Annotated in this window: 23 protein-coding genes; 1 reads left to right on the top strand and 22 read right to left on the bottom strand. The window is 44.8% G+C overall.

From position 1 onward, the window contains the following. Positions 1-6 precede the first annotated feature (6 nt). From IGJ26_RS01730 to IGJ26_RS01625, 22 genes are all read right to left on the bottom strand, one after another. Entirely contained in the window at positions 7-3,297 is a 3,291-nt protein-coding gene (locus tag IGJ26_RS01730) for a GH36-type glycosyl hydrolase domain-containing protein (protein WP_430599811.1), read from the bottom strand. A gap of 15 nt (positions 3,298-3,312) precedes the next feature. Further along, complete coding sequence (locus IGJ26_RS01725; RefSeq protein WP_194199318.1) at positions 3,313-5,463, bottom strand: glycoside hydrolase family 3 N-terminal domain-containing protein; 2,151 nt, start codon at positions 5,461-5,463, stop codon at positions 3,313-3,315. Between the two features lie 6 nt (positions 5,464-5,469). Next, positions 5,470-6,249 carry an endonuclease/exonuclease/phosphatase family protein gene (locus tag IGJ26_RS01720; protein ID WP_016611458.1) on the bottom strand — a complete coding sequence of 260 codons (780 nt, stop codon included), beginning with the start codon at positions 6,247-6,249 and terminating at the stop codon, positions 5,470-5,472. Then, positions 6,246-7,160, bottom strand: a complete 915-nt coding sequence (locus IGJ26_RS01715; protein WP_008376278.1) for an acetylxylan esterase — start codon at positions 7,158-7,160, stop codon at positions 6,246-6,248. The genes IGJ26_RS01720 and IGJ26_RS01715 overlap by 4 nt, the downstream gene beginning before the upstream one ends. Next, positions 7,153-7,755 carry a DUF624 domain-containing protein gene (locus tag IGJ26_RS01710; protein ID WP_016611459.1) on the bottom strand — a complete coding sequence of 201 codons (603 nt, stop codon included), beginning with the start codon at positions 7,753-7,755 and terminating at the stop codon, positions 7,153-7,155. Before IGJ26_RS01710 ends, IGJ26_RS01715 begins: the two co-directional genes overlap by 8 nt. A 13-nt stretch (positions 7,756-7,768) precedes the next feature. Further along, positions 7,769-7,912: a hypothetical protein gene (locus IGJ26_RS01705; protein ID WP_194199319.1), complete on the bottom strand. Its 144-nt coding sequence runs from the start codon at positions 7,910-7,912 to the stop codon at positions 7,769-7,771. A 273-nt stretch (positions 7,913-8,185) separates the two neighbouring features. Further along, positions 8,186-9,787, bottom strand: a complete 1,602-nt coding sequence (locus tag IGJ26_RS01700) for a sugar ABC transporter substrate-binding protein (RefSeq protein WP_430599810.1) — start codon at positions 9,785-9,787, stop codon at positions 8,186-8,188. Positions 9,788-9,801: 14 nt separating this feature from the next. Beyond that, positions 9,802-10,683, bottom strand: coding sequence for a carbohydrate ABC transporter permease (locus tag IGJ26_RS01695; RefSeq protein WP_005227173.1), 882 nt, complete (start codon positions 10,681-10,683; stop codon positions 9,802-9,804). Between the two features lie 11 nt (positions 10,684-10,694). After that, positions 10,695-11,606, bottom strand: a complete 912-nt coding sequence (locus IGJ26_RS01690; RefSeq protein ID WP_005232388.1) for an ABC transporter permease — start codon at positions 11,604-11,606, stop codon at positions 10,695-10,697. Between the two features lie 351 nt (positions 11,607-11,957). After that, a complete protein-coding gene (gene ruvB, locus IGJ26_RS01685) occupies positions 11,958-12,959 on the bottom strand; it encodes a Holliday junction branch migration DNA helicase RuvB (protein WP_005232402.1) in 1,002 nt (333 codons plus the stop codon). A 14-nt stretch (positions 12,960-12,973) separates the two neighbouring features. After that, positions 12,974-13,564, bottom strand: coding sequence for a Holliday junction branch migration protein RuvA (ruvA, locus tag IGJ26_RS01680; RefSeq protein ID WP_005232405.1), 591 nt, complete (start codon positions 13,562-13,564; stop codon positions 12,974-12,976). Positions 13,565-13,746: 182 nt separating this feature from the next. Continuing rightward, complete coding sequence (gene msrB / locus IGJ26_RS01675; RefSeq protein WP_061053658.1) at positions 13,747-14,178, bottom strand: peptide-methionine (R)-S-oxide reductase MsrB; 432 nt, start codon at positions 14,176-14,178, stop codon at positions 13,747-13,749. Between the two features lie 88 nt (positions 14,179-14,266). Next, positions 14,267-14,665: a GFA family protein gene (locus IGJ26_RS01670; RefSeq protein ID WP_005232409.1), complete on the bottom strand. Its 399-nt coding sequence runs from the start codon at positions 14,663-14,665 to the stop codon at positions 14,267-14,269. Positions 14,666-14,667: 2 nt separating this feature from the next. Further along, complete coding sequence (locus tag IGJ26_RS01665) at positions 14,668-15,228, bottom strand: Maf family protein (RefSeq protein WP_429946982.1); 561 nt, start codon at positions 15,226-15,228, stop codon at positions 14,668-14,670. Then, positions 15,225-17,333, bottom strand: a complete 2,109-nt coding sequence (mutL, locus tag IGJ26_RS01660) for a DNA mismatch repair endonuclease MutL (RefSeq protein ID WP_430599808.1) — start codon at positions 17,331-17,333, stop codon at positions 15,225-15,227. Before mutL ends, IGJ26_RS01665 begins: the two co-directional genes overlap by 4 nt. A 15-nt stretch (positions 17,334-17,348) precedes the next feature. Further along, positions 17,349-19,901, bottom strand: a complete 2,553-nt coding sequence (mutS, locus tag IGJ26_RS01655) for a DNA mismatch repair protein MutS (protein WP_008376296.1) — start codon at positions 19,899-19,901, stop codon at positions 17,349-17,351. Beyond that, on the bottom strand, positions 19,885-20,274 hold the full coding sequence (locus IGJ26_RS01650; RefSeq protein WP_008376299.1) for a YlbF family regulator: 390 nt from the start codon (positions 20,272-20,274) through the stop codon (positions 19,885-19,887). Before IGJ26_RS01650 ends, mutS begins: the two co-directional genes overlap by 17 nt. 7 nt (positions 20,275-20,281) lie before the next feature. Further along, positions 20,282-21,079, bottom strand: coding sequence for a TIGR00282 family metallophosphoesterase (locus IGJ26_RS01645; protein WP_010748642.1), 798 nt, complete (start codon positions 21,077-21,079; stop codon positions 20,282-20,284). A 149-nt stretch (positions 21,080-21,228) separates the two neighbouring features. After that, positions 21,229-22,464 carry a peptidase T gene (gene pepT / locus IGJ26_RS01640; RefSeq protein ID WP_008376304.1) on the bottom strand — a complete coding sequence of 412 codons (1,236 nt, stop codon included), beginning with the start codon at positions 22,462-22,464 and terminating at the stop codon, positions 21,229-21,231. 37 nt (positions 22,465-22,501) lie between these two features. Next, positions 22,502-22,924: a methylglyoxal synthase gene (locus tag IGJ26_RS01635; RefSeq protein WP_008376307.1), complete on the bottom strand. Its 423-nt coding sequence runs from the start codon at positions 22,922-22,924 to the stop codon at positions 22,502-22,504. 118 nt (positions 22,925-23,042) lie between these two features. Then, positions 23,043-23,819 carry a Cof-type HAD-IIB family hydrolase gene (locus IGJ26_RS01630; protein WP_005227160.1) on the bottom strand — a complete coding sequence of 259 codons (777 nt, stop codon included), beginning with the start codon at positions 23,817-23,819 and terminating at the stop codon, positions 23,043-23,045. Between the two features lie 219 nt (positions 23,820-24,038). Continuing rightward, complete coding sequence (locus IGJ26_RS01625; RefSeq protein ID WP_005227159.1) at positions 24,039-24,836, bottom strand: formate/nitrite transporter family protein; 798 nt, start codon at positions 24,834-24,836, stop codon at positions 24,039-24,041. Positions 24,837-25,204: 368 nt separating this feature from the next. On the opposite strand from IGJ26_RS01625, the gene rpsD reads away from it, so the two are divergent. Beyond that, a complete protein-coding gene (rpsD, locus tag IGJ26_RS01620; protein ID WP_005227158.1) occupies positions 25,205-25,816 on the top strand; it encodes a 30S ribosomal protein S4 in 612 nt (203 codons plus the stop codon). Positions 25,817-25,947 lie beyond the last annotated feature (131 nt).

The raw sequence follows: 25,947 nt of genomic DNA, 5'->3' as shown, positions 1-25,947 counted from the left end.
CCTTTCTTAACGATAAATATCGATCGTATTGGTTTGGTTTTCGCTTAATTTGGCGCAAAGCGCTGCTTTCTTCAGGACAAACGCACCTTGGCGGTAGCGATTTTCCGCAAACTCAGTGGACATTTCTTCGCCGTTGATCAATATTTTCGGCGTACTTGACGAATGATAGACGATTTCGACCGGCCGATCATAGAGTCGATACGTCAGTGTCAATCCTGCTAATTCCGCTGGCAAGACGGGATCAAGTTCAACGTGATCAACAAAGGTCCGAATGCCTAACACATTGCTGATCAACTGATTCATATAGATCCCCGGTCCACTAGAATAGATGCGCCAGCCGCCTTTGACGCCGACTGTTGCCTCCTTAAGTTTACCAAAATTTTCTTGGGCTTCAACCCTTGTTTTGAAATCGCCATCAGAACTACTGAAATACGCATTTGCTTGACGGATTTCCGCATTTTCGACCCGTTGAGCGATTTGGATCGGATTAATGACCCCAAGTGCTTGCCAAGTCTCTTCTTCTCGACCTAATTTCGCCATGGCCTCTGTAAAGCGGATGTGGGCGTGAACGTACTGTAAACCGATTTCTCGTCCAAAATTGGCTGCTTGTTCTGCCCGCTTGAAGTTGGTGCTGACACCACCCGCATAAGTCGCTGGACGATTCATCAAGCGCACCCCATCTGGAAATTGCAAATGCTCCTTGATGATCGCCACATGATGATCGGCTTGTTCGGGAGATAACAGCTCGCCGATCATGCTTTGCTGCATCGGCAGCAAGCGGTATTGGATACCGGTTTTCTTGTCAGTCGGATGGACCATCAGTTCCACGTGCTCGCTATCTTCCATATAGACAAATCCTGGCAAAGTCCCATCAGCTAACATGTATTTTTCAAAGTCATGTTTGATTCCCGCAGACAGTTCCGTTAAATGTTTGGCATACTCTGGGTCAACTGACTGCAACTGGTTGGCTAATTTTTTCAATACTTCATAGGTCAAGGCAACGGTCCAGCTGCTGGCCATTTGTTTCTTCAACTTACTGTTATTTGGCTGCAAGGTGTCATCCCAATCGCCATCACCATAACAAGACAGGTACGTTCCTTCCAAAAAGTTCGCTTCGATATACGCCACTTCTTTTTTCAAATGATCAAACAAAGAAGCATTGGTTCTGGTTTTCAAGAAGGTTGTGCGATCCGTATAAGGCAGTTCTTTTTCCAAAATCGCAAAATCTTTGGTTTTTTCGAGATAGTCACTAACGACTTTCATTGGCCAAACGATCACATCTCCGTGGCTCTCATCGGCTTTTTGTTTCTCATAGCGATCAAACATAAACCATTGTGGCCAGTTGCCGTCATCTGCAAATTGATTTTCAAACAAATGCTCGATGATGGACGCCACCATCTCAGGACGATTGAGGGCTAAGAAATACTCAGTCGGTCCTTGGGAAACGTCTCGAGTCCCCCAAGCAGCACCACCGTACTGTTCAAGGCCATGAGGAGACAAGTAATGAACAAGCATATTGTGGGTGTACCAACGTGCCAAGTGATTGAAGGATGCGACATCTGCCTGCGAATGTTTCAATTCAAACTGATTCAACAAATCATCGACAAAGGCCGTATAGGCAGTGTCTTCTTGCTGGCGATCTAACGTTTCGGAAACAAAGGGTTCACCAGTCAGTGTGCCTTGGATCACGAAGGAAACCGTCGCCTGTTCTGCAAAGGTCAATACGGTCGTGCTATCGTCGGCTGCCACATTGAAAATCGTTTCATCGGTTAGTTCAAAAGGTTGTGCTGCATGGAGATAATACGTCAATTCTGGATAAGTTTCCGCAATCGGTGAATCCGCTGTTCCTTTGATGGTGAGCAATTGCTGGTCTTGCGTAATGGTAACAGTCGGTACCGCTTCATTGATCCCCATCACAAATTGATTAGTGATGGCCCAGGTGTAAGCACGACCTTGTTCACTAGTGATGGTGGTTGCAATCGTGCGTCCATTTGCTTTCGTGAAGGTCGTTACTTGAATGACATCATCCGCTGTTTTGTAGTACCACGTCGCCGAATTTAAGCCCATTTCAAAGGCAGATGGCATCGTTAAAATCCGCCATTGATCGCCGTCTTTCAGATAGATCCGCTGACCGGAACGTTTGAAAAGATTCAATGAGTTGCGGCTATTACTCAACAATTTGTTCATGTTCGTATTGCCTAATACGATTTGGGAGTTAAACATCCCCGTCATGTAAACAGTCGTGCTCAAAATGGGTTGATCGACGATCAACTCTTGTCCGCTCATCAAAATATGCCCATGGGAGCGTTCCATCTGCCCTTCCTTTTCCTTCAACACGACATGGTGATAATCAGGGGTAAAAAAGGAATAAAGCTGTTGGTCAACGATTTCCACTGCTTCTTGCTGAGGAAATCGCTCGTTGATTTCTTCTGTGGTAAATGTCAGCCCTGTGAGCGGTCGACCGAAGTTTTTTCGAGCCTGCGCCGTTGCCTGCAACGAGTCAAAGGACAAGGCTTGATACGTTTCTTTCAACGTTTCAAGTGCAAACTGCGGTTCATTGACTGCCGTCGCTTGATTGGCTTTGACCGCTGCGTAAAAAACGATTTCCGTAGGTGTCTCACTTATTGTCAACCATTGCGTTTGCAGTGCCGTATAGGCAAATTCGTATTGATACACTTCATTGGCTAATGTCTCTTGGCTGAGTGCAGCTGGTTGATTCGTTTCTTTGTAGCTGCGACCGAAAAATTGATAGCCATCCGTCGAGAAGCCTTTTAAGGCTTGGAAGCTGCCCTGTTCCACCAATGGAAATTGACCATTTTGTGGTTGATTTTGGCGAGAAGATAGCACGATTCGATCCTTATCATGGCTAACATGATGGTCGATATATTGCGAAACATAGGCTTCATTGGATTGAACAGCCCCTTTGGCTGCGTTACCAAGATCTTGTCCGTAAACCAATTCCGCTTCCCCAGAACCACTCAATTGAACTCGCCAGAACCAGCAATCTTGTGCCAATTGGAAATCTACTTGGTAACTGATAGACTGGTACGTTCCAGTCCAAGTCAGCTGTTTGTCTGAGTAAGCAAAGGCACTGTCAGCATTTGAGCCGATCAAGGGAATGAAGTGCCATTCCCCCGCTTCACGCAGTCGTAGATAGATTTGATTCAAACTGCCATCTAGCGCATTCCCATTCAATTGATTGATCATCACATCGTGACTTTGGATCTCATATAAATCACCGTTTGGTAAAAACGTCACGGTCGTATTTGCATTATTCATCACTATTTTTTTCGTCATAGAAACCTTCCTATCTTACCTAACTAATTGCAGGGTTGTTTGTTGGGTGTCTCGGCTGTTCCCACCAATCATGATGTGGAATTTCCCAGGATCACTGCTTGCTTGTTGGTTGCTGTGGACATAGCGCAGCAGTTCTTCCGTGATCTCAAATTGAACGGTTGTTGATTCGCCAGCTTCTAGCCAAATTTTCTTAAAGCCTTTCAGTTCTTTCACTGGGCGAACCACTTCACCGACTAAATCGCGAATGTAGCATTGGACCGTTTCCCAGACCGCTGCTGTTCCTTGGTTCGTAACAGTGATGGATGCCGTGACTGTTTGATCTTTGGTCATGGTCGGCTGATCCAACGTCACCGTAGAATACGCAACTGGGCTATAGCTCAAGCCGAAGCCAAATGGATATTTGGCATAATTGGAGACATCCAAATATTTTGAGACATATTTTTCATCCGGTGCACTTTCATATGGACGACCGGTATTGTCAACGTTGTAATACACAGGGACTTGTCCAACGGTTTCCGGGAATGACATACTCAAGCGGCCGCTTGGATTGTATTCTCCCCACAAGATTTGAGCAAGTGCGTTTCCGCCTTCGGTTCCAGGGAACCAAGCCTCGACGATCGCTTTGGCTGCATCAACCCCTTGCAAGTCAAGAGGACGACCGTTATAAAGGGTTACGATCAATTGCTCGTTGTATTCTTTCAAGGTTTCAACCAAGGACAATTGGGCTTGCGGCAATCGAATGTCGCTGCGACTGGCAGCTTCACCGCTCATCCATTCTTGCTCTCCTAGCGCTAAGACAACTTTATCCGCTTCTTTCACTAATTCGATCGCTTCTTGGATCGCTGCTTCAGACGGTGCAAAATAATCAAAGGGCTCTTGACCGATCAACAGATCCGCACCCAAGGATTGAGCCCCCGCCACTAATGTCACCACTTCTTCTTGTTTCCCTTGCCAAGACCAAGCACCTAATAGATCACGGGAGTGAGCACCCGGGCCCACGATCGCCACTTTTTCGGTTTTCTGCAACGGCAGGACACCTTCATTTTTCAACAACACCATTGATTTCTTTGCGATATCGCTGGCGATCTCTCGGTGTTCTTGAGACAGAACAGTGGCTGCTTCAGCGGCTTCATCAGCACCGCGGTATGGATTTTCAAATAGACCTAGTTCATTTTTCAAGGTCAAGATTCTTAGCACGGCTTCATCGACTAAGGCTTCCTCAACGGTGCCTTCTGCGATCAGCTCTTTCAAGTTATCAGTGTAGCAAGTCGTCATCATCTCGATATCGACCCCAGCTTTGATGGCTAGTTCAGCGGCATGTTTTTCATCCTCCGCTGCGCCATGAGCGATCACTTCTTTGATTGCAGCCCAGTCAGAGATCACAACGCCTTCAAACCCGAATTCTTCTCGCAAAACATCACGGAAAAGCCAGCGATTGGCCGTTGCTGGAATGCCGTCTACCGTATTAAAGGAGGTCATCACCAGCTTGGCACCGGCATCAAGGGCTGCTTTATAGCCTGGTAAATAACTTTCTCGCAGTTGGCGTTCTGACATATTGACCGTGTTGTAATCGCGACCGCCGATAGCCGCACCGTAAGCCGCAAAATGTTTGACACACGCAGCCACGCGGTTGAAATCCGTTCGCAAATCATCCCCTTGATAGCCTTTGACAAAGGCTTCAGCAAAGCGACTGTTCAAGTAAGGATCTTCCCCCGTCGATTCCATGACACGGCCCCAGCGCGGGTCTCTTACTAAGTCCACCATCGGTGAAAAGGTCACATGCAAGCCAGAAACAGCTGCTTCTTTGGCAGATACTTCCGCCATTTTCTCCGCTGCTGCCAAATCCCATGAACTACCTAATCCTAATGGAATCGGAAAAATCGTCCGAAAGCCGTGAATGATGTCCGCCATCAATATCGTTGGGATATTCAAGCGGTTATTTTCGATATACTCTTTTTGGACGCGGATCGCTTCTTTTGCACCAGAAACACCTAGCGTTGTTCCCGCATTGTTGATGTTCTCTTGTGTCAGTCCTAAGTCGCCCATTGGGCCGGTTTTCTCTTCTGCTTTATCTGAATAAAAAGCCGCTGCCAGTTGCAGCAACTGATCGATTTTTTCATCTAAGGTCATTTCTGAAAGTAGTTCGGTTAATTTCTGCTGTTCCATTTTTATTCATCCTTTGCTTTCTTCAAATTGGACTTCTGCTTCTAAAGGGAAATGATCGGAGGGAAAACGACGATCACAAGAATCCGTTAGACAGGCGGTTTTGACCACCGTGAAGCCTTTCGTATAGATATAATCAATTTCTTCTAGTTCTTGCCATGGTAACGTATAAATAAAATTTTGATAGGAGCCTTTGGGTCCGTGATGAGGCTTTTGCCCATGTTCTTTGGCATTTTGAAAATGCTGCTCTAAGTACCGATGCACCCGCTCCGTTGGCTCCGCATTCAAGTCGCCCATTAGTAATACAGGGTAGCGTTCGATCTGATCTGCCAGCTGCTCAAAGATCACTTTCATCCCTTCAAAACGAGCCATTTCTGAAATATTATCTAAATGGGTCGTGATGACAAGAAACGGCGGATTCTTTTTTTCCTGTAAGACTGCCCAAACACATAAGCGTGAATAGGCAGCTTCTGGATGAATACTGGGTTCAGTCGGTGTCAATGACAACCAAAACGAACCTGAAGCTAATAACTCGAAAGTCTCTTTTTGATAATACAGTCCGATGCCTTCGCCCAAGCCATCACCGTCACGTTCAGCCGTGACGGAAGCATACTGCGCTAGCTTTGCTAAATCTGCAAATTGACTAGGTCGGGCTTCTTGGATCGCCAGAACATCCCAGTCGTAGTAATCGATCAAGGAACAGACCGCCTCCGATCGATAGTGCCATTGCCATTCTTGGTCATAGTCGGTATCGACTCGTAGATTGTAGGTTGCTACTTTCATCTTCATTCATTTCCTTTGAGTAATTTTTTGATTTGCTGCATTTCACGACGGATTTGTTTCGCTTCGCCGCCGCCATGCCCTTTATTTAAGTAAATACGCAATTCTTTCGGTCCAGGAATCTTTTTATAGGAAACGAAGAAATCTTCCATGGGACAGATCGGATCAGCACTGCCGACCGATGTATAAACAGGACCAGTTATCTGATGAGCAAAATACTTCAAATCAAAATAACTCATGACTTGATAGATCGTTTCCCGCATTTCTGGAAATTGTTCGATATACTCTTGAATCACATGGTAACTTCCTGTTTTTTGTTCGATCCGATGGACAAGATTGGAGTGGCTTGGCACATCGGCAAACGTCGCAAAAATCGGGACGTTCGTTAATGCGTTGACCAATAAGGCGATGCCGCCTCCTTGCGAGCCGCCTCTTAAAATAATCCGCTGCGGATCGATTTCCGGTATCTGTTGAAGGACTTCTAGTGTGCGCAAACTATCTGCGACCAATCGCTTCATATAAAAATCTTCTTTTTTCAAGATGCCGCGTCCAAAAGGTGCTTCATGCTGCGTGGTTTCATAGGGAACCTGATCTTGCGTGCGTCCCCCTTGTCCGCGATTGTCGATGACAAGACAGCCGCAGCCGATCAGTAACCAATGAGCGAATTGGAACGGTTCTTGCACATGATTCATATAGCCTAAAAAATCAATCACGATTGGACAATCTGCCGCTTGTTCTGGCAGCAGCAGATGCCCATAGATCGTTTCATTACCAAGACTTTGAAAAGAAATCGTAAAACAATCGATCCCTTTTAGCAAAGGTGTTTGTTTGGTTCTTTCAAAGGCTAGCGGAAGGGCGTCAAGTTCTTGTTGGACCGAAGCCCAAAAACAGGATCGATCAGTTGCGGTCGATTCAGTCATTTGTCTCTTCTCCCTTCGCTAATACTTTATTGAAAAACAACACTTGTACAAAGGCTGATCCTGAAATGCCTAAACAAACAAATAAGAATAGGTTTACTTTGCTGCACAATACAAAAACAATGATTGGGATCACCAGTAAAATGATCGCATTCGCCGTACTGCTAAGAACCGCATATGCCGTTTCTTTCGCTGTTTCTTGCAATGATTGCGCAAACAAACTGTACAAGAGAACGAACACGACGAGATACAGCGCAGCCAAGCTGACGAGGATCACGGCTAAAACGCCAAAGTAAGGTGTAAGCATCATCAAGGAATAGATCAAACCGGCAAAGACTGCGACATACGCAATAACAAGACCTTCTAAGAAGAGACCACGTTTGAGGTTGCTTAAGAATGCTTGCTTGTATCGTTGCCAAATCGGGACATCTCGTTCCTTGTACAATTGATCGATCGTCCGATACAGCGCGATCAATGCTGGCCCTGCGAGAATCAGCGTCATTGCTGGAATCATAAAGAGAAAACTAACAATGATCATATCTGCTAGAAAAGCAAAGACCCGATAGTACCATCCTTCATAAGAAAATAGTCGATTCATTATGATCCTCCAATCAAAACTTGCTGATTTGTGCTGCGGGTGCTGCGTAAACCTGTTTCTTGCCTTCTTGTGATTTTGGGTCGTTTCTCAACGTACGGTTTTCTGGGTTGCAGGTCTCACTGCGTGAGCCAGTCGCAGTGATTCTTTGTACGGACACTACGCTCCCTGCAGTCGCCTAGTACTTTTCATCATCTGCTCGTCTCCGCTTTCGCTTCGCCTACAGTTGCACTAAGTAAAACACACTAAGTGCAGCTTGCATGTCTCACTACGCGAGCCAATCGCAGTGCTTCTTTGTATGGTCACTACGCTCCCTGCGGTCGCCTAGTACTTTGAAACATCAGATTTTGCGCAAAGTGCGCGCAAAACCTGTGTTTCAAAGCAAAGGAGAGGAAAGGTCTTTTTTTTGGCTTCCTTTCCTCTCCTATGGGGGTTATTCTAGTCGTTCGCGGTTTTCGGCCATTTTTTCAGTTTTAATGTCTTTGATTGCGTCCCAGTTGTTTGAATCTAAGAAGCTTTCAAAGTCGGTTAGTGTGCTGTCAAATGTTCCTTCATCTTTTGAACGAATCAATGAGATGATCGTGCTGTTGATTTTGGTTTTGATGGCTGTGTTTGAACGTGCTTCTGCAGTTCCGGCATCTGGATCCGTATTTTCGATCACAAAGTGTGGATACAATTTGCCTTCGCCCCATTCTTGCATTTGAGTCAACGCATTTTCAGTTTTGACTTTCAGTGCATTGACACGGTCATTGTTAAAGTAGTTGAAGCGGCTGATACCATATTTTTTGTTGTAGCCTTCGTTGTCGGTTTGTTCCATTTCTTTGATTTCTGGCAAGTAATCGATTTTGCCTTCATCGTTGTATTCATACGTCACGCCTTCAACACCGAATTTTGTCAAAATTTGTCCTGGTTCATCGATCAAGTACGTGAAGAGTTGGGTTACTTTTGCTGGATCCGCCGCATCTTTTGTGATGTAGTTGATCAACCAGCCAGAGATTCCTGTTTGGTTCAAGGTTGCTTCACGACCAGAAGTGCTGGCAGGTCCGTCGATTGCGATGTACCGCGTGTCAGAGTTTTTCATGAATCCAGTGAAGTTCCCACCTTGTCCGCTCGTTCCTGCGACTAAGATCGTTGCATAGTCCCCTTGTTTTACTTTTTCATCATAGGTTGGACCGTCATCGGTAAAGCTGTCATCACTGATGTTGCCGTCACGATACACTTGATTAAAGGTTTTCAACCATGAGATATATTCTTCATCTAAGTTACGATCGTAGAAAGCACCATCTTCATCTTCTAACGGAACACCTAAGAAGTCTTGCAATTTATCTAAGAATGGTCCTGCTGTTTCGCCGATCGTTGTGAAGCCCATTGGTGTCAAATCAGGGAATTTCTCGCTGATTTCTTTCATGACTTTCACATAGTTTTCTGGAGTCGAAACATCTGGTTTGCCCAATGCTTCATAGACATCTTCACGGATCACAAAGTTATCGTTGACGGGAATATTGCCGCTTTCGTAGTCCGCTGCTGTGTTGGAATAGTTTGGATAGCCATAAGTTTTGCCATCATCTAAAGCAAACCATTTGAAGGTATCTTCGGTCACGACATTCATCAAATACGGATCGTATTGTTCCGCTAAATCGTTTAATGAGTATGCCCAGCTATCAGCTTTTGTGGCTGCTTGACTGGTTTTATCCATCAACGTCACGATATCAGGCATATCACCACTTGAAATCAAAGCATTTAATTTCGAATCATCACCTGAAATAAATTCAATATCAATGTTCAAATCTTTTTTGATTTGGGCTGTCGTCACATCTTCACCAAATGGCAAAGCTGTCCAGTCTGAATTGATGTACCATGTGATCTTGGTTGGTTCTTCTTTGGTATCGAGTTTCCATGCTGGTGTCTTTTCATCTAACTCATACCGATCTTTGATAGAAAAATCCGAACTGCTGGCATTGTCTGAGCTGCCGCCACATGCTGCTAAGCTAAGTAATGCTGATGCTGCCAATAAACCGCCTACTACTTTTTTCATGTCTATCCCTCTTTCTATTCTTTTACTGCACCGGCCATCATACCGCCGATAAAGTGTTTTTGAAGCAATGGATATATAATTAAAATTGGCACTGTCGTGATGACGATCGTAGCCAACTGAACCCCACGGGTCGTTGCTTGGACGATAAAGTCGGTACTACCGCTTTCAGTCATCGTACTCAAGTTGGATTGGACGATGATTTCATAAATCTTCATTTGCAGCGGATAAAGATACTCTTTTGTGATATACAGTTTTGTTGTCATAAAATCGTTCCATTGGCCAACCCCGTTGAACAAGATGATGGTTGCCAATGCCGGTTTCGTTAATGGTAAGAAGATTTTATAAAAGATTTGGAATTCACTTGCACCGTCGATCTTCGCCGATTCTTCGAGTGAAGGCGGAATCTCACGGAAAAAGTTCATTAAAATCACGACATCATAATAGCTGAACAAAGCTGGAATAATGTAGACCCAGAAAGAATCCAGTAATCCTAGCGAGCGAATCAGCAAGTACGTTGGAATCATCCCACCACTGAAGTACATGGTGATGACCCCCATCGTTGTATAAATGTTGCGGCCAACCAAGCGTGATTTACTCAATCCGTAAGCCACGATCGCACAAAACAAGGTATGGGTTGCAGCCCCAAGAACCGTTTTTAACACTGAGATCAAGAAGGCACGGGGGATACTTGCGTCGGAAAAAACTTTCCGATAGTTTTCCCAGGTAAAGCCTTTGGGCCATAACACGAGGCCGTTGCCCGCTAATCCAGAACTAGAAGACACGGAGGAAACCAAGATATTCCAAATCGGTACAATGATCATTAACGAGAATAAAATCAAGATCACGGTATTGAAGAAGTAAAACCACGTGTTTTCTTTTGCTTTTCTTTTGATCATGTTTTTTCCTCCTATAAGATAACTGAATTGCCGTTGTTCAACTTGCGGGTCACTCGATCCGTGATCACCAATAAGATGACGGAAATGACCGCGATCCCCAAGCCGACAGCAGTTGCATAAGAGAAATCACCTTGCGTCAACCCCATTTTATAAACAAAGGAGTTGATAACTTCTGAACGGTTTTGGTTCTGTGAATTCATCAAAACTAATGTTTGATCTAGGTTTGACCCTAAGATACCGCTCACATTCAGAATCAAGTTTAAGGAGATGATCGGTGTCAGTAATGGCAATGTGATCGAACGAATCTGTCTTAGCTTGCTGGCACCATCGATTCGTGCGGCTTCATAAAACGTTGGATCGATCCGCGACATACCTGCCAAGTAAAGAATCGTTCCCCAGCCGACTTCTTTCCATAGATCAGAAAGGACCGCGATCCACCAATATTTGCTTGGATCCAATAGATGATTGACCCCTTTGTCCATCAATCCTACGGACATCAACACTTGGTTGATAAAGCCGTTCGTTGACAGCCAAGAGATCATCATCCCACCTAGCACGATCCATGAGAAAAAATGGGGAATGTATGAAACCGTTTGAATAAATTTCTTCAAGCGGCCATCTTGCATTTCAAAAATCATAATGGCTAACACAATCGGGATCGCAAAACCTAATCCTAATTTCAATAAGCTGATGGCTAACGTATTTCTAACTGCTTCCCAGAAAAAACTGTCATTCATAATGATACGGAAATTCTCTAACCCAACCCATGGTGCTGATGAAATCGTGTCAATCACCGTATAGTTTTTGAAAGCGATTATAATTCCGTAGATCGGAATATAATTAAATACGATCATAAATGCCACGCCGGGAAAAACCATCCAGTGAAGCTGCCGTTGACTATAAAACTTTTGCAGTTTACTCATACACAAAATCTCCTTCTTTCTATCCTCGCAACACTACGTATATCTCCACACTTCGGTGAAACGTTTCTACAAAAAGATTATATCCGCTGCCATTCGAAAATGCAAGCCTTTCCAATTATTTTTTTCAGGTTTTCTTTTTTCACAAATTTCGTTGAGTTCCTCACAAACATAAAAGCTATTATATCAACATTTTTATAAGAAATAATTTCTCCAAACACTTCCGTTTAATCAAATTTCACAAATAATGTATTTTTCAACATCTATTGATTCTCAGAAATTATTAAAAAATAAAAAGAAACGTTTCACCAAAAGCACAAAAAAGCAGCAATCATCGTTGATTGCTGCTTCGTTCTATTCACTTCTTTGGGGATAGCCAAAATGGTCATACGCTAACGGTGTTGCGATCCGCCCACGCGAGGTGCGTTTCAAAAATCCTTTTTGGATCAAAAACGGTTCGTACATATCTTCCACTGTTTCGGTTTCTTCCCCGATATTGACAGCGATCGTACTTAATCCCACCGGGCCGCCTTGATACAATTCGATCATCGTGCGGATCAATTTCTGATCGATATAATCCAAGCCAGCATGATCGACTGCCAAAAGCGCCAATGCCTGGTCAGCAACGGTGCGATCGATCAATCCATCTGCTTGCACTTGCGCATAATCGCGAACTCGTTTAAGCAAACGGTTGGCGATCCGTGGAGTGCCTCGAGATCGGCGGGCGATTTCGATCGCCCCTTCTTCCACGATATCCGTTTCAAAAATCGACGCAGTCCGCTGCACGATCTCTTTTAAATCATGGTCTTCATAATATTGCATATGAGAAATGATTCCGAAGCGATCCCGTAGTGGCGCCGAGAGCATCCCCGCCCGCGTCGTTGCGCCGACTAAGGTAAATGGCGGAAGCGGAAAATGAACCGGATGAGCCGTTGTTCCTTGCCCCACCATGATATCCACATAAAAATCTTCCATTGCCGAATAAAGCATTTCTTCGGCGACACGAGGCAAGCGATGGATCTCATCGATAAACAGAACATCCCCCGGCTGCAGCTCATTCAAGATTGCAATCAAGTCCCCCGGTTTTTCGACCGCAGGACCGCTGGTCGTCTTGATTTGCACCTGCATCTCGTTGGCGATCACCATTGCCATCGTCGTTTTCCCTAAGCCTGGCGGACCATATAAGAGGACATGATCCAACGCTTCTTCTCGATTTTTCGCCGCTTGGATATAAATCGAAAGCTCCTGCTTGACTTTGTCTTGTCCGATATATTGGGCAAGGGTTTGCGGACGCAAGGATTTTTCGATGATCTCTTCTTGTTCAGTACTTTCTGGCGAAACAATTCGTTCATCCATCGTCTACTTGCTCCTTACTTTTTCATCATCAATCGGAGAGCTTCCCGCAAGTACTCATCCGTCGATTTTGTCGTATTCGCCGCTAATTGTTTTTCGGCTTTCTTGACTTCTTTTTCGCTATAACCCAATGCTTTCAAGGCTTCCATCGCTTCATCTAAAGCAGTCGTTGCCACGCTTAGAGGAACGATCGCTTCTTCTCCAACCAGTTCAGCCACTTTGCCTTTCAAGTCTAGGATCATTTGCTGCGCCGTCTTTTTACCGACACCTGGGAACTTAGTCAAATAGTTGACGTCCCCATTTTCGACTGCCGTGATCAACCCTGTATGGTCTTCATTGGCCATGATTGCTAACGCACTCTTTGGTCCAATACCTGAGACACTGATCAATTTTAAAAACAACTGCTTGCCTTCGATCGTGGCAAAGCCGTAGAGACTATGAGCATCTTCACGAATCACTTGGTGCAGATAGATTTTTACTTCTTGGTTTAACTTGCCGCTAAATGAATACGGATTGCCAAAAGCGATCTGATAGCCGATGCCATGGGTCTCAACGACGATATACGCCGGAAAGATATCCGTTACTTTCCCTATGATATATTCGTACATGTGCTTTCCTTTCTGTACATATGTTCCCTTTATTGTAGCACAGACGAGAGGGCAAAAAAAGGACTGTGAACGAAGGAAAAGGTTTAGCAGGAAACAAACGGAGGAAAAACCGTTGTTTCAGTCGCATTTTTTCAAACGAGACATGCTGCTGCGTCTTTTTTTTCGCACACAGTTCCTAATACTTACTCAACGAGTGATTTGAATTCGCCATAGCCTTTTTCATCCATTTCTGCTAAAGGGATGAACTTCAATGCTGCCGAGTTGATACAATAGCGCAAACCGCCTTTGTCTTGAGGACCGTCTGAAAAAACATGTCCTAAATGAGAGTCAGCTTCTTTGCTGCGGACTTCTACCCGATGCATACCGTGAGAAAAATCGGCTTTTTCTTGAATATCTTGGCGACTGATCGGCTTCGAAAAGGAAGGCCAGCCACAACCGGCGTCATATTTATCAGTAGAAGCAAACAATGGTTCTCCGTTGACGATATCAACATAGATCCCTTTTTCATAAAAATCATCATACTCGCCAGTAAAGGGGCGTTCGGTTGCATTTTCTTGGGTCACCGCATATTCGATCGATGACAATTTTTCTTTTAATTCTTTTTTATCTGTCATTTTTTCACCTGCTTTTCCTCTAGACTCATCCTGTATGCTCTATCATGCCTTTTTTCTTAGCGAATGTAAAATGACTTGCTCAAATTGTTTAAGGGTTTTGCAGCTTTTGCCAACGAGTCGTTGGTTCCGCAAAATGGTAAAACTGCGGTTGGTCTTTTGTATAGATTTCTTCGGTTAAGACAGCTTCTGGCATGTTACCAAATAATCCAGCCGCAAAAAAATAGGTGTGTGCTTCTTTGAGGTAAAAGAACAGACTCGAGCCACATTGACTGCAAAATCCTCGTTGTGCCCACTTAGAAGAATCATAACGTCGCAGCCACTTCGCTCCTTGAAGAGCCATCTGGTTCTCAGAACATGGTGCAAGAGCAAACATCGGTCCGCCGTGAAATTTCTGGCAGAGACTACAATGACAAACCGTGATTTCTTTCGAAACTCCAGTCAAGTCAATCGTGACTTTGCCGCAAAGACAACTACCAGAAACATCCATCCTTATTCCTCCTCCATAAACTCTTGCAACAACTGATAGACCGTAGTGACAGGAAACCCTACAATTGTATAAAAATCGCCGTTTATCGATGAGACAAATACTTTGGCCGCCCCTTGGATCCCATAGGCGCCCGCTTTGTCTTGGTACTCATCTAAGGCAAGATACTTGTCGATCTCTTGATCGGTCAAGGAACGAAACACAACTTCCGCCGAAACCACTGCTTGGCGCAGCTGTTCGCCTTTTTGCAAAACGACGGCGGTATGCACCCAATGGGCACGTCCGCTCATTTTTCGCAACATCGAACGAGCATCTTCACGGTCGGCTGGCTTTCCTAAGATTTCTTCATCCACCACGACCGTGGTATCGCTCGCGATCACCAGATCTTCAGGATATGCTTGCGTAATAGCCGCCGCTTTTTCTGCTGCCATCCGTTGGACATAAGGGATCGCCGCTTCGTTTGGTCGGACCGACTCGTCGATATCCGCTGGTATGACCGCAAATTCCGGGACTAACTCCGCTAATAATTCTTTGCGTCGCGGCGACTGTGAAGCCAAAATAATCATTCCATGCCACTCCTTGCTCGATGAGGATCTTGAATCCGTTTGAACATCCGCTCCATGTCGCTGTTGGTGAAATGGATCAGCACCGGGCGACCATGGGGACAGTTGAAGGGATTCTCGCATTTCGCTAAATCTTGCAACAAGATCCGGGCTTGTGCTTCATTCAAATAATGATTGGCTTTGATGGATCGTTTGCAGCTCATCATGATCGCGGTTGCTTCACGAAACTTTTTGACACTGACACTTCCTGTCGTCAATAACATATCGATCATTTCGCGGATGATGGCTTCTTCTTCACCGCTAGGGTACCACGTCGGGTGCGCTCGGACGATGAAACTATTGGTCCCAAAAGATTCCAGATGGATCCCGACTTCTGCCAGCTTTTCACTTTGTTCCTGCAATTGCAGCGCATCGCTGTTGGGATAATCCAAAACGATCGGCACTAACAATTCTTGCAGGTCATTGGTCACTTCGCCGATTTTTTCGCGGTAATACTCATATTTGATTCGTTCCTGTGCCGCATGCTGGTCGACGATATATAGCCCCGCCTCACTTTGGGCAAACAAATAGGTCCCATGCATCTGCCCAAAATAATCCAATTGGGGAAAACGCTCCTTCGCTGGTTCTTCTTCCAGTAACCGTTCGACCGTTTTCAGGTAGTTGCGGTCATCCCCATGCATTTCAGGGTGCAGAGTCGCTTGATTTTGCAGATCTTGCGCCGTAAGCTCTGGCGTCTCTTCCGAGAGAAAGGCTGGCGCTTCTGGCAGCGGCGCTTTTGTTTCCGTCTGGTCTTCCACAAATGGTTTTCGGACAGGCTTATTTGGCAGCGTCTCTTCCAAACTGCGAAAGGTTTCCTCGGTTTCTTCCAACAGGTTTTCGCTAGATTCCTGTGGCATTTCTGGAAGTTTTCCACCTTCCTCCACAGGTTTTTCCACAGAGTTATCCACAGTCTGTTGATAAGTACTGCCCTGAACCTCAAATTTCCCGGTTTCGCGATTATAAGACAACTCAGAAGTCGAATTTCCTGCTGACTCCAGTTCCAAGCCAAGCTGCTGGGCTTTTGGCTGATCGGCAACTTTTTTCTTAAACCGCAGATTGTCAGCCGCGTTAGGAATCAAATTGATTTCCCGCAGCGCCTCATTGATGGCTTTACTGATTAGCTTGGTCAGTTCTTCTTCTTTTGACAAGCGAACTTCTTGCTTAGTCGGATGAACGTTGACATCGACTAATAAGGGGTCCATTTTGATTTCAAGGACAGCTAATGGAAAACGACCGACCATCAATTTTGATCCGTAACCAGCAACGATCGCTTTATTCAAAGCGAAGTTGCGAATATAACGACCATTGATGATCGTGGATAAATAGTTGCGGCTGGCTCGGGTAACTTCTGGCAGTGACACAAAGCCAGTGACTTTAAAGTCGAGATCCTCAGTATCGATTGCAATCATTTTTTTGGCCGTTTCCACTCCGTAGATCCCGGCGATGGTTTGTTTTAACTGCCCACTTCCAGTGGTGCTCAGCATCTTATTGCCTTCATGAACGAGGCGAAAAGCCACTTCTGGATGGCTCAGGGCGATCCGATTGACGATATCGCCGATGTTCGCAAGTTCCGTTTGCAGCGTCTTGACATATTTCAAACGTGCCGGTGTATTGTAAAAGAGGTTTTCGACAGTGATCTTGGTTCCTTGTCGCAAGTTGGCAGGCAGATGCTCTTCAACAGCGCCGCCTTTTAAGCGCACAAAGGAGCCTTGTTGGGCACCTTTGACTGCCGTTTCAATCGAGAGGATCGAAACCGAAGCGATACTAGGCAAAGCTTCCCCGCGAAACCCGAGGGTACGTATTCGAAACAAGTCATCTCGATTGTGGATTTTACTGGTGGCGTGGCGTTTAAAGGCAGTCAAGACATCCTCTTCTGCAATTCCTTCGCCATTATCGATGACTTGGATTTTACGCAAGCCTGCTTCTTCAATAAAAATATCGATTTGGGTACTGCCGGCATCCACGGCATTTTCAACTAATTCTTTGACGACAGAAGCCGGTCGCTCAACAACTTCTCCTGCCGCGATTTGGTTCGCCAGACGTTCGGATAGCTCTTGGATCTTTCCCATCTGCTGACCTTCTTTCTAAATTCGTTTTTGCAGCTCGTACAATGTATTCAGAGCATCCATCGGGGTCATTTCCAACAGATTCAATTTCTTCAATTGATCGATGACGCCGATTTCTTCCGTAGATACTTCACTAAACAACGACAACTGCTGACTTTCTTCGACGACTGGTTTTGGCTGTACCGTCGGTTCATGTTCTTCCAGCGCTTTCAGGATCGTCGCTGCGCGCTGTAAGAGTGCACTTGGCAGTCCAGCGATTTTGGCTACATGGATCCCATAGCTTTTATCTGCGGGTCCTTCCATCATCTTATGCAAAAAGACAACTTCGCCTTCTTTTTCAACGGCACCGACATGGACATTGCGTAAGTGTGCCAATTCCTCATCTAAAACCGTCAGCTCATGATAATGGGTGGAGAAAAGTGTTTTGGCATGAACTTCTTTGTGGATATATTCAATGATGGCTTGTGCCAATGCCATCCCATCATAGGTCGCAGTCCCACGCCCTAACTCATCAAACAAAATCAAGCTGTTAGGCGTTGCATGACGCAGCGCTTGGTTGGCTTCCATCATCTCCACCATAAACGTGCTTTGACCGGCGATCAGGTCATCGCTGGCACCGATGCGAGTAAAGATCCGATCAAAAATCGGCATCTCTGCAGATTGTGCGGGTACGAAACAGCCGATCTGCGCCATAATGACTAGCAAGGCAAACTGCCGCATGTACGTACTTTTCCCAGACATATTTGGGCCTGTGATCAACAGGATCTCTGTTTCTTCATCCATCACGATACTATTTGGAATGTACTCTTGGTGACCAAGGACTTTTTCCACTACAGGATGACGGCCATCGATGATCGATACCGCTCGTTTTTTCGCTACTGTCGGCCGCACGTATTGGTAGCGTTCCGAAACCGTGGCGAAACTTTGTAAGACATCGACCGCACTGACAGCTTTGGCTAACTTTTGTAGACGTGTGATACTCTTTTTCACTTCTTCACGAACATCAAGAAAGAGGCGATATTCCAAATCCACCGATTTTTCTTCGGCTTCTAAAATCAAAGTCTCCAGTTTTTTCAACTCGGGTGAAATAAAGCGTTCCGCATTGGCTAAGGTTTGCTTGCGCTCGTAGCGAGAGGTATCTAAATTCACTAGATTGGCTTTCGTGATCTCAATGTAATAGCCAAAGACGCGGTTGAACCCAACTTTCAGGTTTTTGACCCCCGTCGCTTGACGTTCGTTGGCTTCTAATTCCGCCAACCATTGCTTGCCGTTACGCATCGCCGTACGGTATTCATCTAATTGTTGATGGAACCCGTCTTTGATGATGTTGCCTTCTGTGATCTGCAACGGGGCATCTTCATCGATCGCCGCTTCGATCAGTGCAACCAAATCATCTAAGGGCGTTAATTCCAGCAGCAAGTCATTCCACTCGCCACGGTTGATTCCCTGCAGCAATTGCGCGATCAAAGGCACTTGCTCCAAAGAAGATTTCAACTGCAGCAAATCGCGGCCATTGACATTTCCGAAGGCGACCCGTCCGACTAGGCGTTCCATGTCATAGACTTTCGTCAACGCTTCTTGCAGATCTGCTCGCTCAAAGAAACTGTCCAGTAACGATTGGACCATTTCTTGGCGGGCAGTGATTTTCTTTGGCTGGATCAAGGGACGATCCAACCATTGCTTTAACAAACGTCCCCCCATTGCGGTCTTTGTCTCGTCCAGCAACCACAAAAGAGTCCCTTGTTTTTTTCCGGTTCGAATCGACTGCGTCAATTCTAAGTTGAATTTGGAATAATGATCCATTTTCAAGGCATGATCCGGCTGATATTCCACGGCTTGCTGAATGTGGGCTAAACTGCGTTTTTGGGTAATCGCCAAATAACTTAGCAATTTCCCTGTGACTACTTTTTCTAACCCTTGGGAGAGAGGTTCCGTTAAAAATTGAAATTCGGCATTTTCTTCCAACGTTTCTTGCTTAGAAAACACGACATTCAAGCGATTGGTCAGCATCGTTTGCAATGATTCAGGAATCTCGCTGCACAAAACGACTTCTTTCGTTTGCAGAGCGGCGGCCTCATTGACGACGGCTTCTTCATCTTCCAATTGCGCTGCTTTTAATTCACCGGTACTTAGATCGACATAGGCAAAGCCAAAACGCTCCCCTTGCTGCAAAACAGCTGTTAAAAAGTTGTTTTCTTTGGCGGATAGGCCTTTACTGTCCATCACCGTTCCCGGCGTGATCAGTTGAACGACTTCGCGTTTGACCATTCCTTTGGTGGTTTTTGGGTCTTCCACTTGCTCACAAATCGCTACTTTGTAGCCTTGCTCGATCAAGGTGTCGATGTAATTGCTGGCGGCGTGGTAAGGCACCCCACACATAGGGATCGGTTCCTCCGCATTTTTGTTGCGGCTGGTTAACGTCAGTTCTAAAATTTGTGCTGCCTTGACAGCATCCTCATTAAATAATTCATAGAAATCCCCTAAACGATAGAATAAAAAAGCATCTTGGTACTGAGCCTTGATGCTTAAATACTGTTCCATCATCGGGGTATTTTTAGTTTTTTGAGGCATTGGTTTCATCCTCCTCGATGGCTTTATTCATTTTCTTTTGGATCTCCGTCGTGACATATTGCAGCAATTCATCTGCTTGCAGTAACGCTTGGCGATAAGCAACCACTAAGGGGTGCTGCTCGTATTCGTTTGTCAATGACGCATAACGCTGCTCCGCAGCTTTTTTTGCTTCGGGTTTCTCATAATGCTCAAATTGAACGATTTCTTTTTGCGCTTGCTTCAGCGCTTCTTCCAACTCCAGTAGCCCTTGGTTTTGCAAGGCTCGTACTTGAATTTCTTGAAATTCTTGAACGATCGGATGATTAGACAAAAGCTTTTGCAAAGCAGCCAACTCTTGGGCAACGTTTGATTCTTTGGTTAATTGCTCTTCCATGCTTCTCCTATTCTGTAAACGGGCGATCTTCACTGATTTGGATCGGACGGATCGATTTTGCTTTACCAGTGGCTTCATCAATCTCAAGCAAGCAAGCCGACAAAATACTGCGGCCTTTTTCAATCACTTCAAACCGTTGCGGCAACGCCGTCAAAAATTTTTCAATGACTGGTTCGCGTTTCATTCCCAAAATCCCATCATAAGGACCAGTCATGCCGACATCTGACAAATAAGCCGTTCCTTGGGGCAAAATCCGCGCATCGTTGGTCTGTACGTGGGTATGCGTGCCGACGACTGCCGAAACTCGGCCATCCAAATACCAGCCCATCGCTTGTTTTTCGCTAGTAGTCTCCCCATGAAAATCCACAAAGATAAACGGTGTACGTTTGCGGGCAATCGCAACCAATTCATCCATTTTGCGAAACGGATCATCAAGGTCTACCATGAACGAGCGAGCTTGCATGTTGATCACCGCCAACTCAATGGTGTTGACTTTCACAAACACCATGCCGACCCCCGGTGTTCCCTCTGGAAAATTGGCTGGACGAATCATTTTCTTCGCATCGCCAATAAATTCAAAAATGTCACGGTTGTCCCATGTATGATTGCCTAATGTCACGACATCGACACCATCTTGCAAAAATTTCTTATAAATTTTACCCGTGATCCCACGACCCGCCGCCGCATTCTCGCCGTTCGCGATCGTCACCTGTGGTCGATACGCCTTCTTTAATTTGGGAAGGTACTCCGTGATTGTTTCTCTTCCTAATGAACCAACTACATCTCCAATGAATAATACCCGCACACATTTTTCCTCTTCTCTTTTAGCTTCTTTTCTATTATAAGGGTTTTGGTCCAGAAAAAAAAGGTTCTTTCACTTGCTGTTCTTCCTTGCAGCAAAACAAAAAAACACGCTAGACTTTTTCGCTTTAGTCTAGCGTGTTGCCGCGTTCTCTAGGAAACGGTAGTGTCTTCTTTCCCGACATGTTCCACGATCGCCACGATCAAATCACGGGCTTTTTCCATCGCTTCCACGGTAATAAATTCATACTGGCCATGGAAGTTTTCACCGCCGACAAATAAGTTCGGTGTTGGAATGCCTTTATAGGTGATTTTCGAGCCATCGGTCCCGCCACGAAACGGCGCTTCGATCGGTGTCACACCAATCGCTTGCATCCCTGCTCGGGCAGCTTCGATACTGCGGGGATCTTTCTTGATCAAATCCCCCATATTGTAATATTGGTCATACAGCGTATAGGTGATGCGTTCTTGCCCATAGGCTGTGTTCAATTCGTCAATGATCCCCACGATGTTAGCTTTTCGCTGTTCAAAAAGCATATGATCGTGATCACGAATGATATAAGAAACTTCTGCTCGACCAATATGTCCCGTCAAATTGTGCAGTAGGTAAAAACCTTCATACCCGCGGGTGCGTTCAGGAACTTCCTCTGCTGGTAAGGCATCGTCGATTTGATGCGCGATTTTCAAGGCGTTGACCAAACGACCGTAAGCAGTTCCAGGATGCACACTCGTACCATCAATCGTTATATCAATACGAGCAGCATTAAAGGTTTCATATTCCATATGCCCCACACGACCACTGTCCATCGTGTAAGCAAATGCCACTGGAAAATCCGCCGCATCAAAGCGATCAGCGCCAGTCCCGATCTCTTCGTCAGGCCCAAAAGCGACCCAGACATCGCCACGTTTATGCGCATCCATCGTTTGTAAGATCCGCAGCGCGTCAATGATCTCTGCGATACCAGCTTTATCATCTGCACCCAGCAGGGTCGTTCCATCCGTTGTGATCAGCGTTTCGCCGACATAGTCTTTGAGATTAGGAAATTCAGCAGTTGTCATATAAATGGCTTTTTCTTTATTTAAACAAACATCCTTGCCATCGTAATTTTCATGGATCTGCGGCTGAATATTTTCAGCTTCGAAATCTGCCGTGTCTACATGGGCAATAAAGCCAATCGCCGTTTTTTCAGGATTACCAGGTAGACGTCCGATCACAAAACTATTCTTTTCATAGTAAGCAACATCCGCTACCCCCATCTCGATCAACTGATCTTTCAATAAAAGAGCCAACTCAACTTGTCCCGGTGTCGTTGGGATGGTCTGACTCGTCGCATCTGAGCGAGTATTCATTTTTGCATAGGTCAAAAAATCCTTTAAGATTGCTTTCAATTCTGCACGTCCTTTTTCTTCAATTCTTCTACTATCTTTATAACGACAAGGGACGATTGTCCGTTTCGTGGATCACTTGTCGAAAATCAGCAAAGCCAGCTGCTAACCCCCGCAACAAGATTTCTGCCGTTCCCATATTGGTAGCTAAAGGAATCTCGTACACGTCTGACAAGCGAATCAATGCCGTTACATCTGGTTCATGGGGTTGTGCGGCTAAAGGATCGCGCAAAAAGATCACCATGTCCAAGTCATCTTGCGAAATCATGGCGCCAATTTGCTGATCTCCTCCCAGCGGCCCTGATTTGTAGCGGTGGACAGGCAACTGGGTTGCTTCTTCGATCCTCTTCCCCGTAGTTCCTGTTGCGAAAAGTTCATGCTGCGCTAAAATTTCTCGATAGGCAGTCACTAATTTTACCATTACATCTTTTTTTCGATCATGAGCAATCAATGCGATTTTCATTTGCTGCATTCCCCCTTTTTTCTATTGTACCAATTTATTTTCTTTGCGACCGAGAAAAAACAAAAAAACATAGCACAGATGCCGTAAACCGACTGTGCTATGTCTAAAGGATTCCTTTTTAAATCAGTTGTAATTCTTTCAAGGCTAACCAGATGCCATCTTCATCATTGCTAGCGGTCACCATATCTGCGACTTGTTGGATCTCAGGGACCGCATTGCCCATTGCCACACCGACACCTGCGGCAGTCAGCATTTCACGATCATTTTGGCCATCACCAAAACAGATCACATCTTCTTGCGCTATCCCTAATTGTTCCGCGACGCACAGGATCGTTGCTGCTTTGGAGCCTTCTTTTGGAACGACATCCACACTGTTTTCATGCCAACGCACAAAACGCAGTTTGCTGTATTTCTCGTCAAAGAAATGCTCATACTCTTTTCCGTAAAAAGCCAATGCTTGATAGACTTCTTTTTCTTCGGGAAAATCCATGTCCAACTCAGGAAGTTGGGCACCAAAAGAATGCATCGCTGCTTCCATTTTAGCAATATCCAAAGAAGACGCTCGTTTCGCTGTATCCATCCCGACAAATGCCGTGTCGATCCCAAGCTCTTGGGCTTCTGCCACGAAAGCAGCCAATTGCGTTTCATCGAGTAAGTTTTTATACACCTGCTGATGCGAAAGAAAAGCAGCTGCGCCATTACATAAAATGTAATTATCAAAGGACAACGAACGAATAATATCTTGAGCGTGGAAACGACTGCGTCCAGTGGCAACGGTCACGAAATGGCCAGCATCTCGTAAAAGATCAAGGGCTTTTAGCGTACTGTCTAGTGGCTGTTTGTTCGAGTCAAGCAAGGTTCCATCAATATCAAAGGCAAAGAATTTCCGATTCATAAAAGGTTAAGGCTCGCTTTCTATTAAGAAGTAACTAAGATTTTGGTCTTGGTTGCGGTCATTTTTACAAAAAACAGCAAGAAAAACCGTACATACTTATTCTTAACATAAATAGGCGCTGATTTCAACGCTCCGTTAAGGGATGATGGCTTCTTCCTGGAGAAATGTTAGAGAAAAGAAAAAAAAAGAAGCATCGCTGCTTCTTTTGGTAGGTTTTAATTAGTCGACATAGGTCGATTTTGAGTTGTTCAACCATGCATAGCCCAGCCCCATGACCAAGCCACCGCCGATATAGTTACCGATAAAGGCAAAAACTAAATTATGGATCACACTGCCGACAGTCATACCTGCCAAGTGTCCGCCTGAAGCCCAGAAAGCTAAGGTAAACGCTGGGAAGTTAGCAATAACGTGTTCGAATCCTAAGAAAGCAAAGATGAAGATGATGAAAATGATTGCTGCAACTTTTCCGGCATCGTCTTTCATCCGCATGCTTACTAGCACAGCTGTGTTTACAACGATATTGGCGAACATCGCTTCTACTAAAATTTGGATGGTCGATTTTTCTAATTTCGCAGTGATCGAGGTCAGCATAAAGTTGTCTGCGGTCAGCCCTTGAAAAGGACCTGTCAGTGCAACGATTGAGCCGAAAATCACCCCGCCGATCAAGTTGAACAAGACACACGTAAGCAAAATTTTCAATGCCAAAGGAATACTTAGACGTTTACGGTAAACCCCAACAGTCATATACAACATATTTGATGTTCCTAATTCTGCGTTCATATAAAGAATCATGACTAAAGACCAGCTAAACATAAATGCATATAGAATTTTCCCTAACCCGTGAACCATCGATTCACCTTTCATAGCGATCGCAAAAGCAATAGCTGTTCCGAGGGTCAAGAATAAACAAGCCATCATCGCACGTACAGCGTAACGCAAATAACTACTCTTGATCAGATCGATTTTCTTTTCTATGGAAGAATCGATCTTCTCAAATAATGGGGATACTGGATTCATTTTTTCTACTCCTTTTATGAATAATTTCACTTCGTTATCATTTGCACAATACTTTCATATTCTAATGACGAAAAGCTGTTTTGTAAAGAGATATTTGAAAATATAAGTAATTAATGAAAAATTTCAAGATTTGTTTTCATCAAATCCAAAGCCAGCTCCATCTTGACTTTTGCCCCTAGTTTGTCGTATACTATTCCTTGTGTAAAATAATGCAGCAGGAAAATAACAGCTCGTCACCAGTTCGTTGCCCCTCGGGTGCAATTGCGTAACCGCGGCTGCAAAGGTGAAGATTGAAGAACGAACTGCACGAATGTGAGTTTTTCAACGGATTATTTTACTCCAAACTATTTTATTGGAGGAACTAAATTATGTCTCGTTATACAGGACCATCATGGAAAATTTCTCGTCGTTTAGGAATTTCTTTATCAGAAACTGGAAAAGAATTGGCACGTCGCCCTTACGCTCCAGGACAACACGGACCAAACAGCCGTGGCAAAAAATCAGAATACGGCATGCAATTAACTGAAAAACAAAAATTGCGTCATATGTATGGCATGAACGAACGTCAATTCCGTACATTGTTTATCAAAGCAAGCAAAATCAAAGAAGGTAAACACGGTGTTAACTTCATGATCTTGCTAGAACAACGTTTAGATAACGTTGTTTACCGTCTAGGTTTAGCAACTACTCGTCGTCAAGCACGTCAATTAGTAAACCACGGTCACGTTTTAGTTGATGGCAAACGCGTTGATATCCCTTCATACCACGTTGAAGTTGGACAAGTCATCAGCGTTCGTGAAAAATCACAAAACATCTCAACAATCAAAGAAGCAGTTGAAGCAACAGCTGGCCGCGCGTCATTTGTAAGCTTTGATAGCGAAAAATTAGAAGGTTCATTAACTCGTTTACCTGAGCGTGATGAATTGTCTGCAGAAGTTGACGAAGCACTAGTCGTTGAATTCTACAACCAAAAACTTTAAGATTTCAACCGACACGATTCCTTTTTGGAATCGTGTTTTTTTGTGGAATCAACGGATTTACTGATTCTCTTAAGAAGACCCTTGAAAAAATACCAAAAAAACCGACAATGATACATCGCTGTATTCATTTG

The organism is Enterococcus sp. AZ095a (assembly GCF_050546735.1).
In the GTDB taxonomy this organism is placed as follows: domain Bacteria; phylum Bacillota; class Bacilli; order Lactobacillales; family Enterococcaceae; genus Enterococcus_D; species Enterococcus_D entomosocium.
The sequence above is the reverse complement of the archived record's forward strand: the minus strand, read 5'-3'. Positions and strand labels throughout refer to the sequence as shown.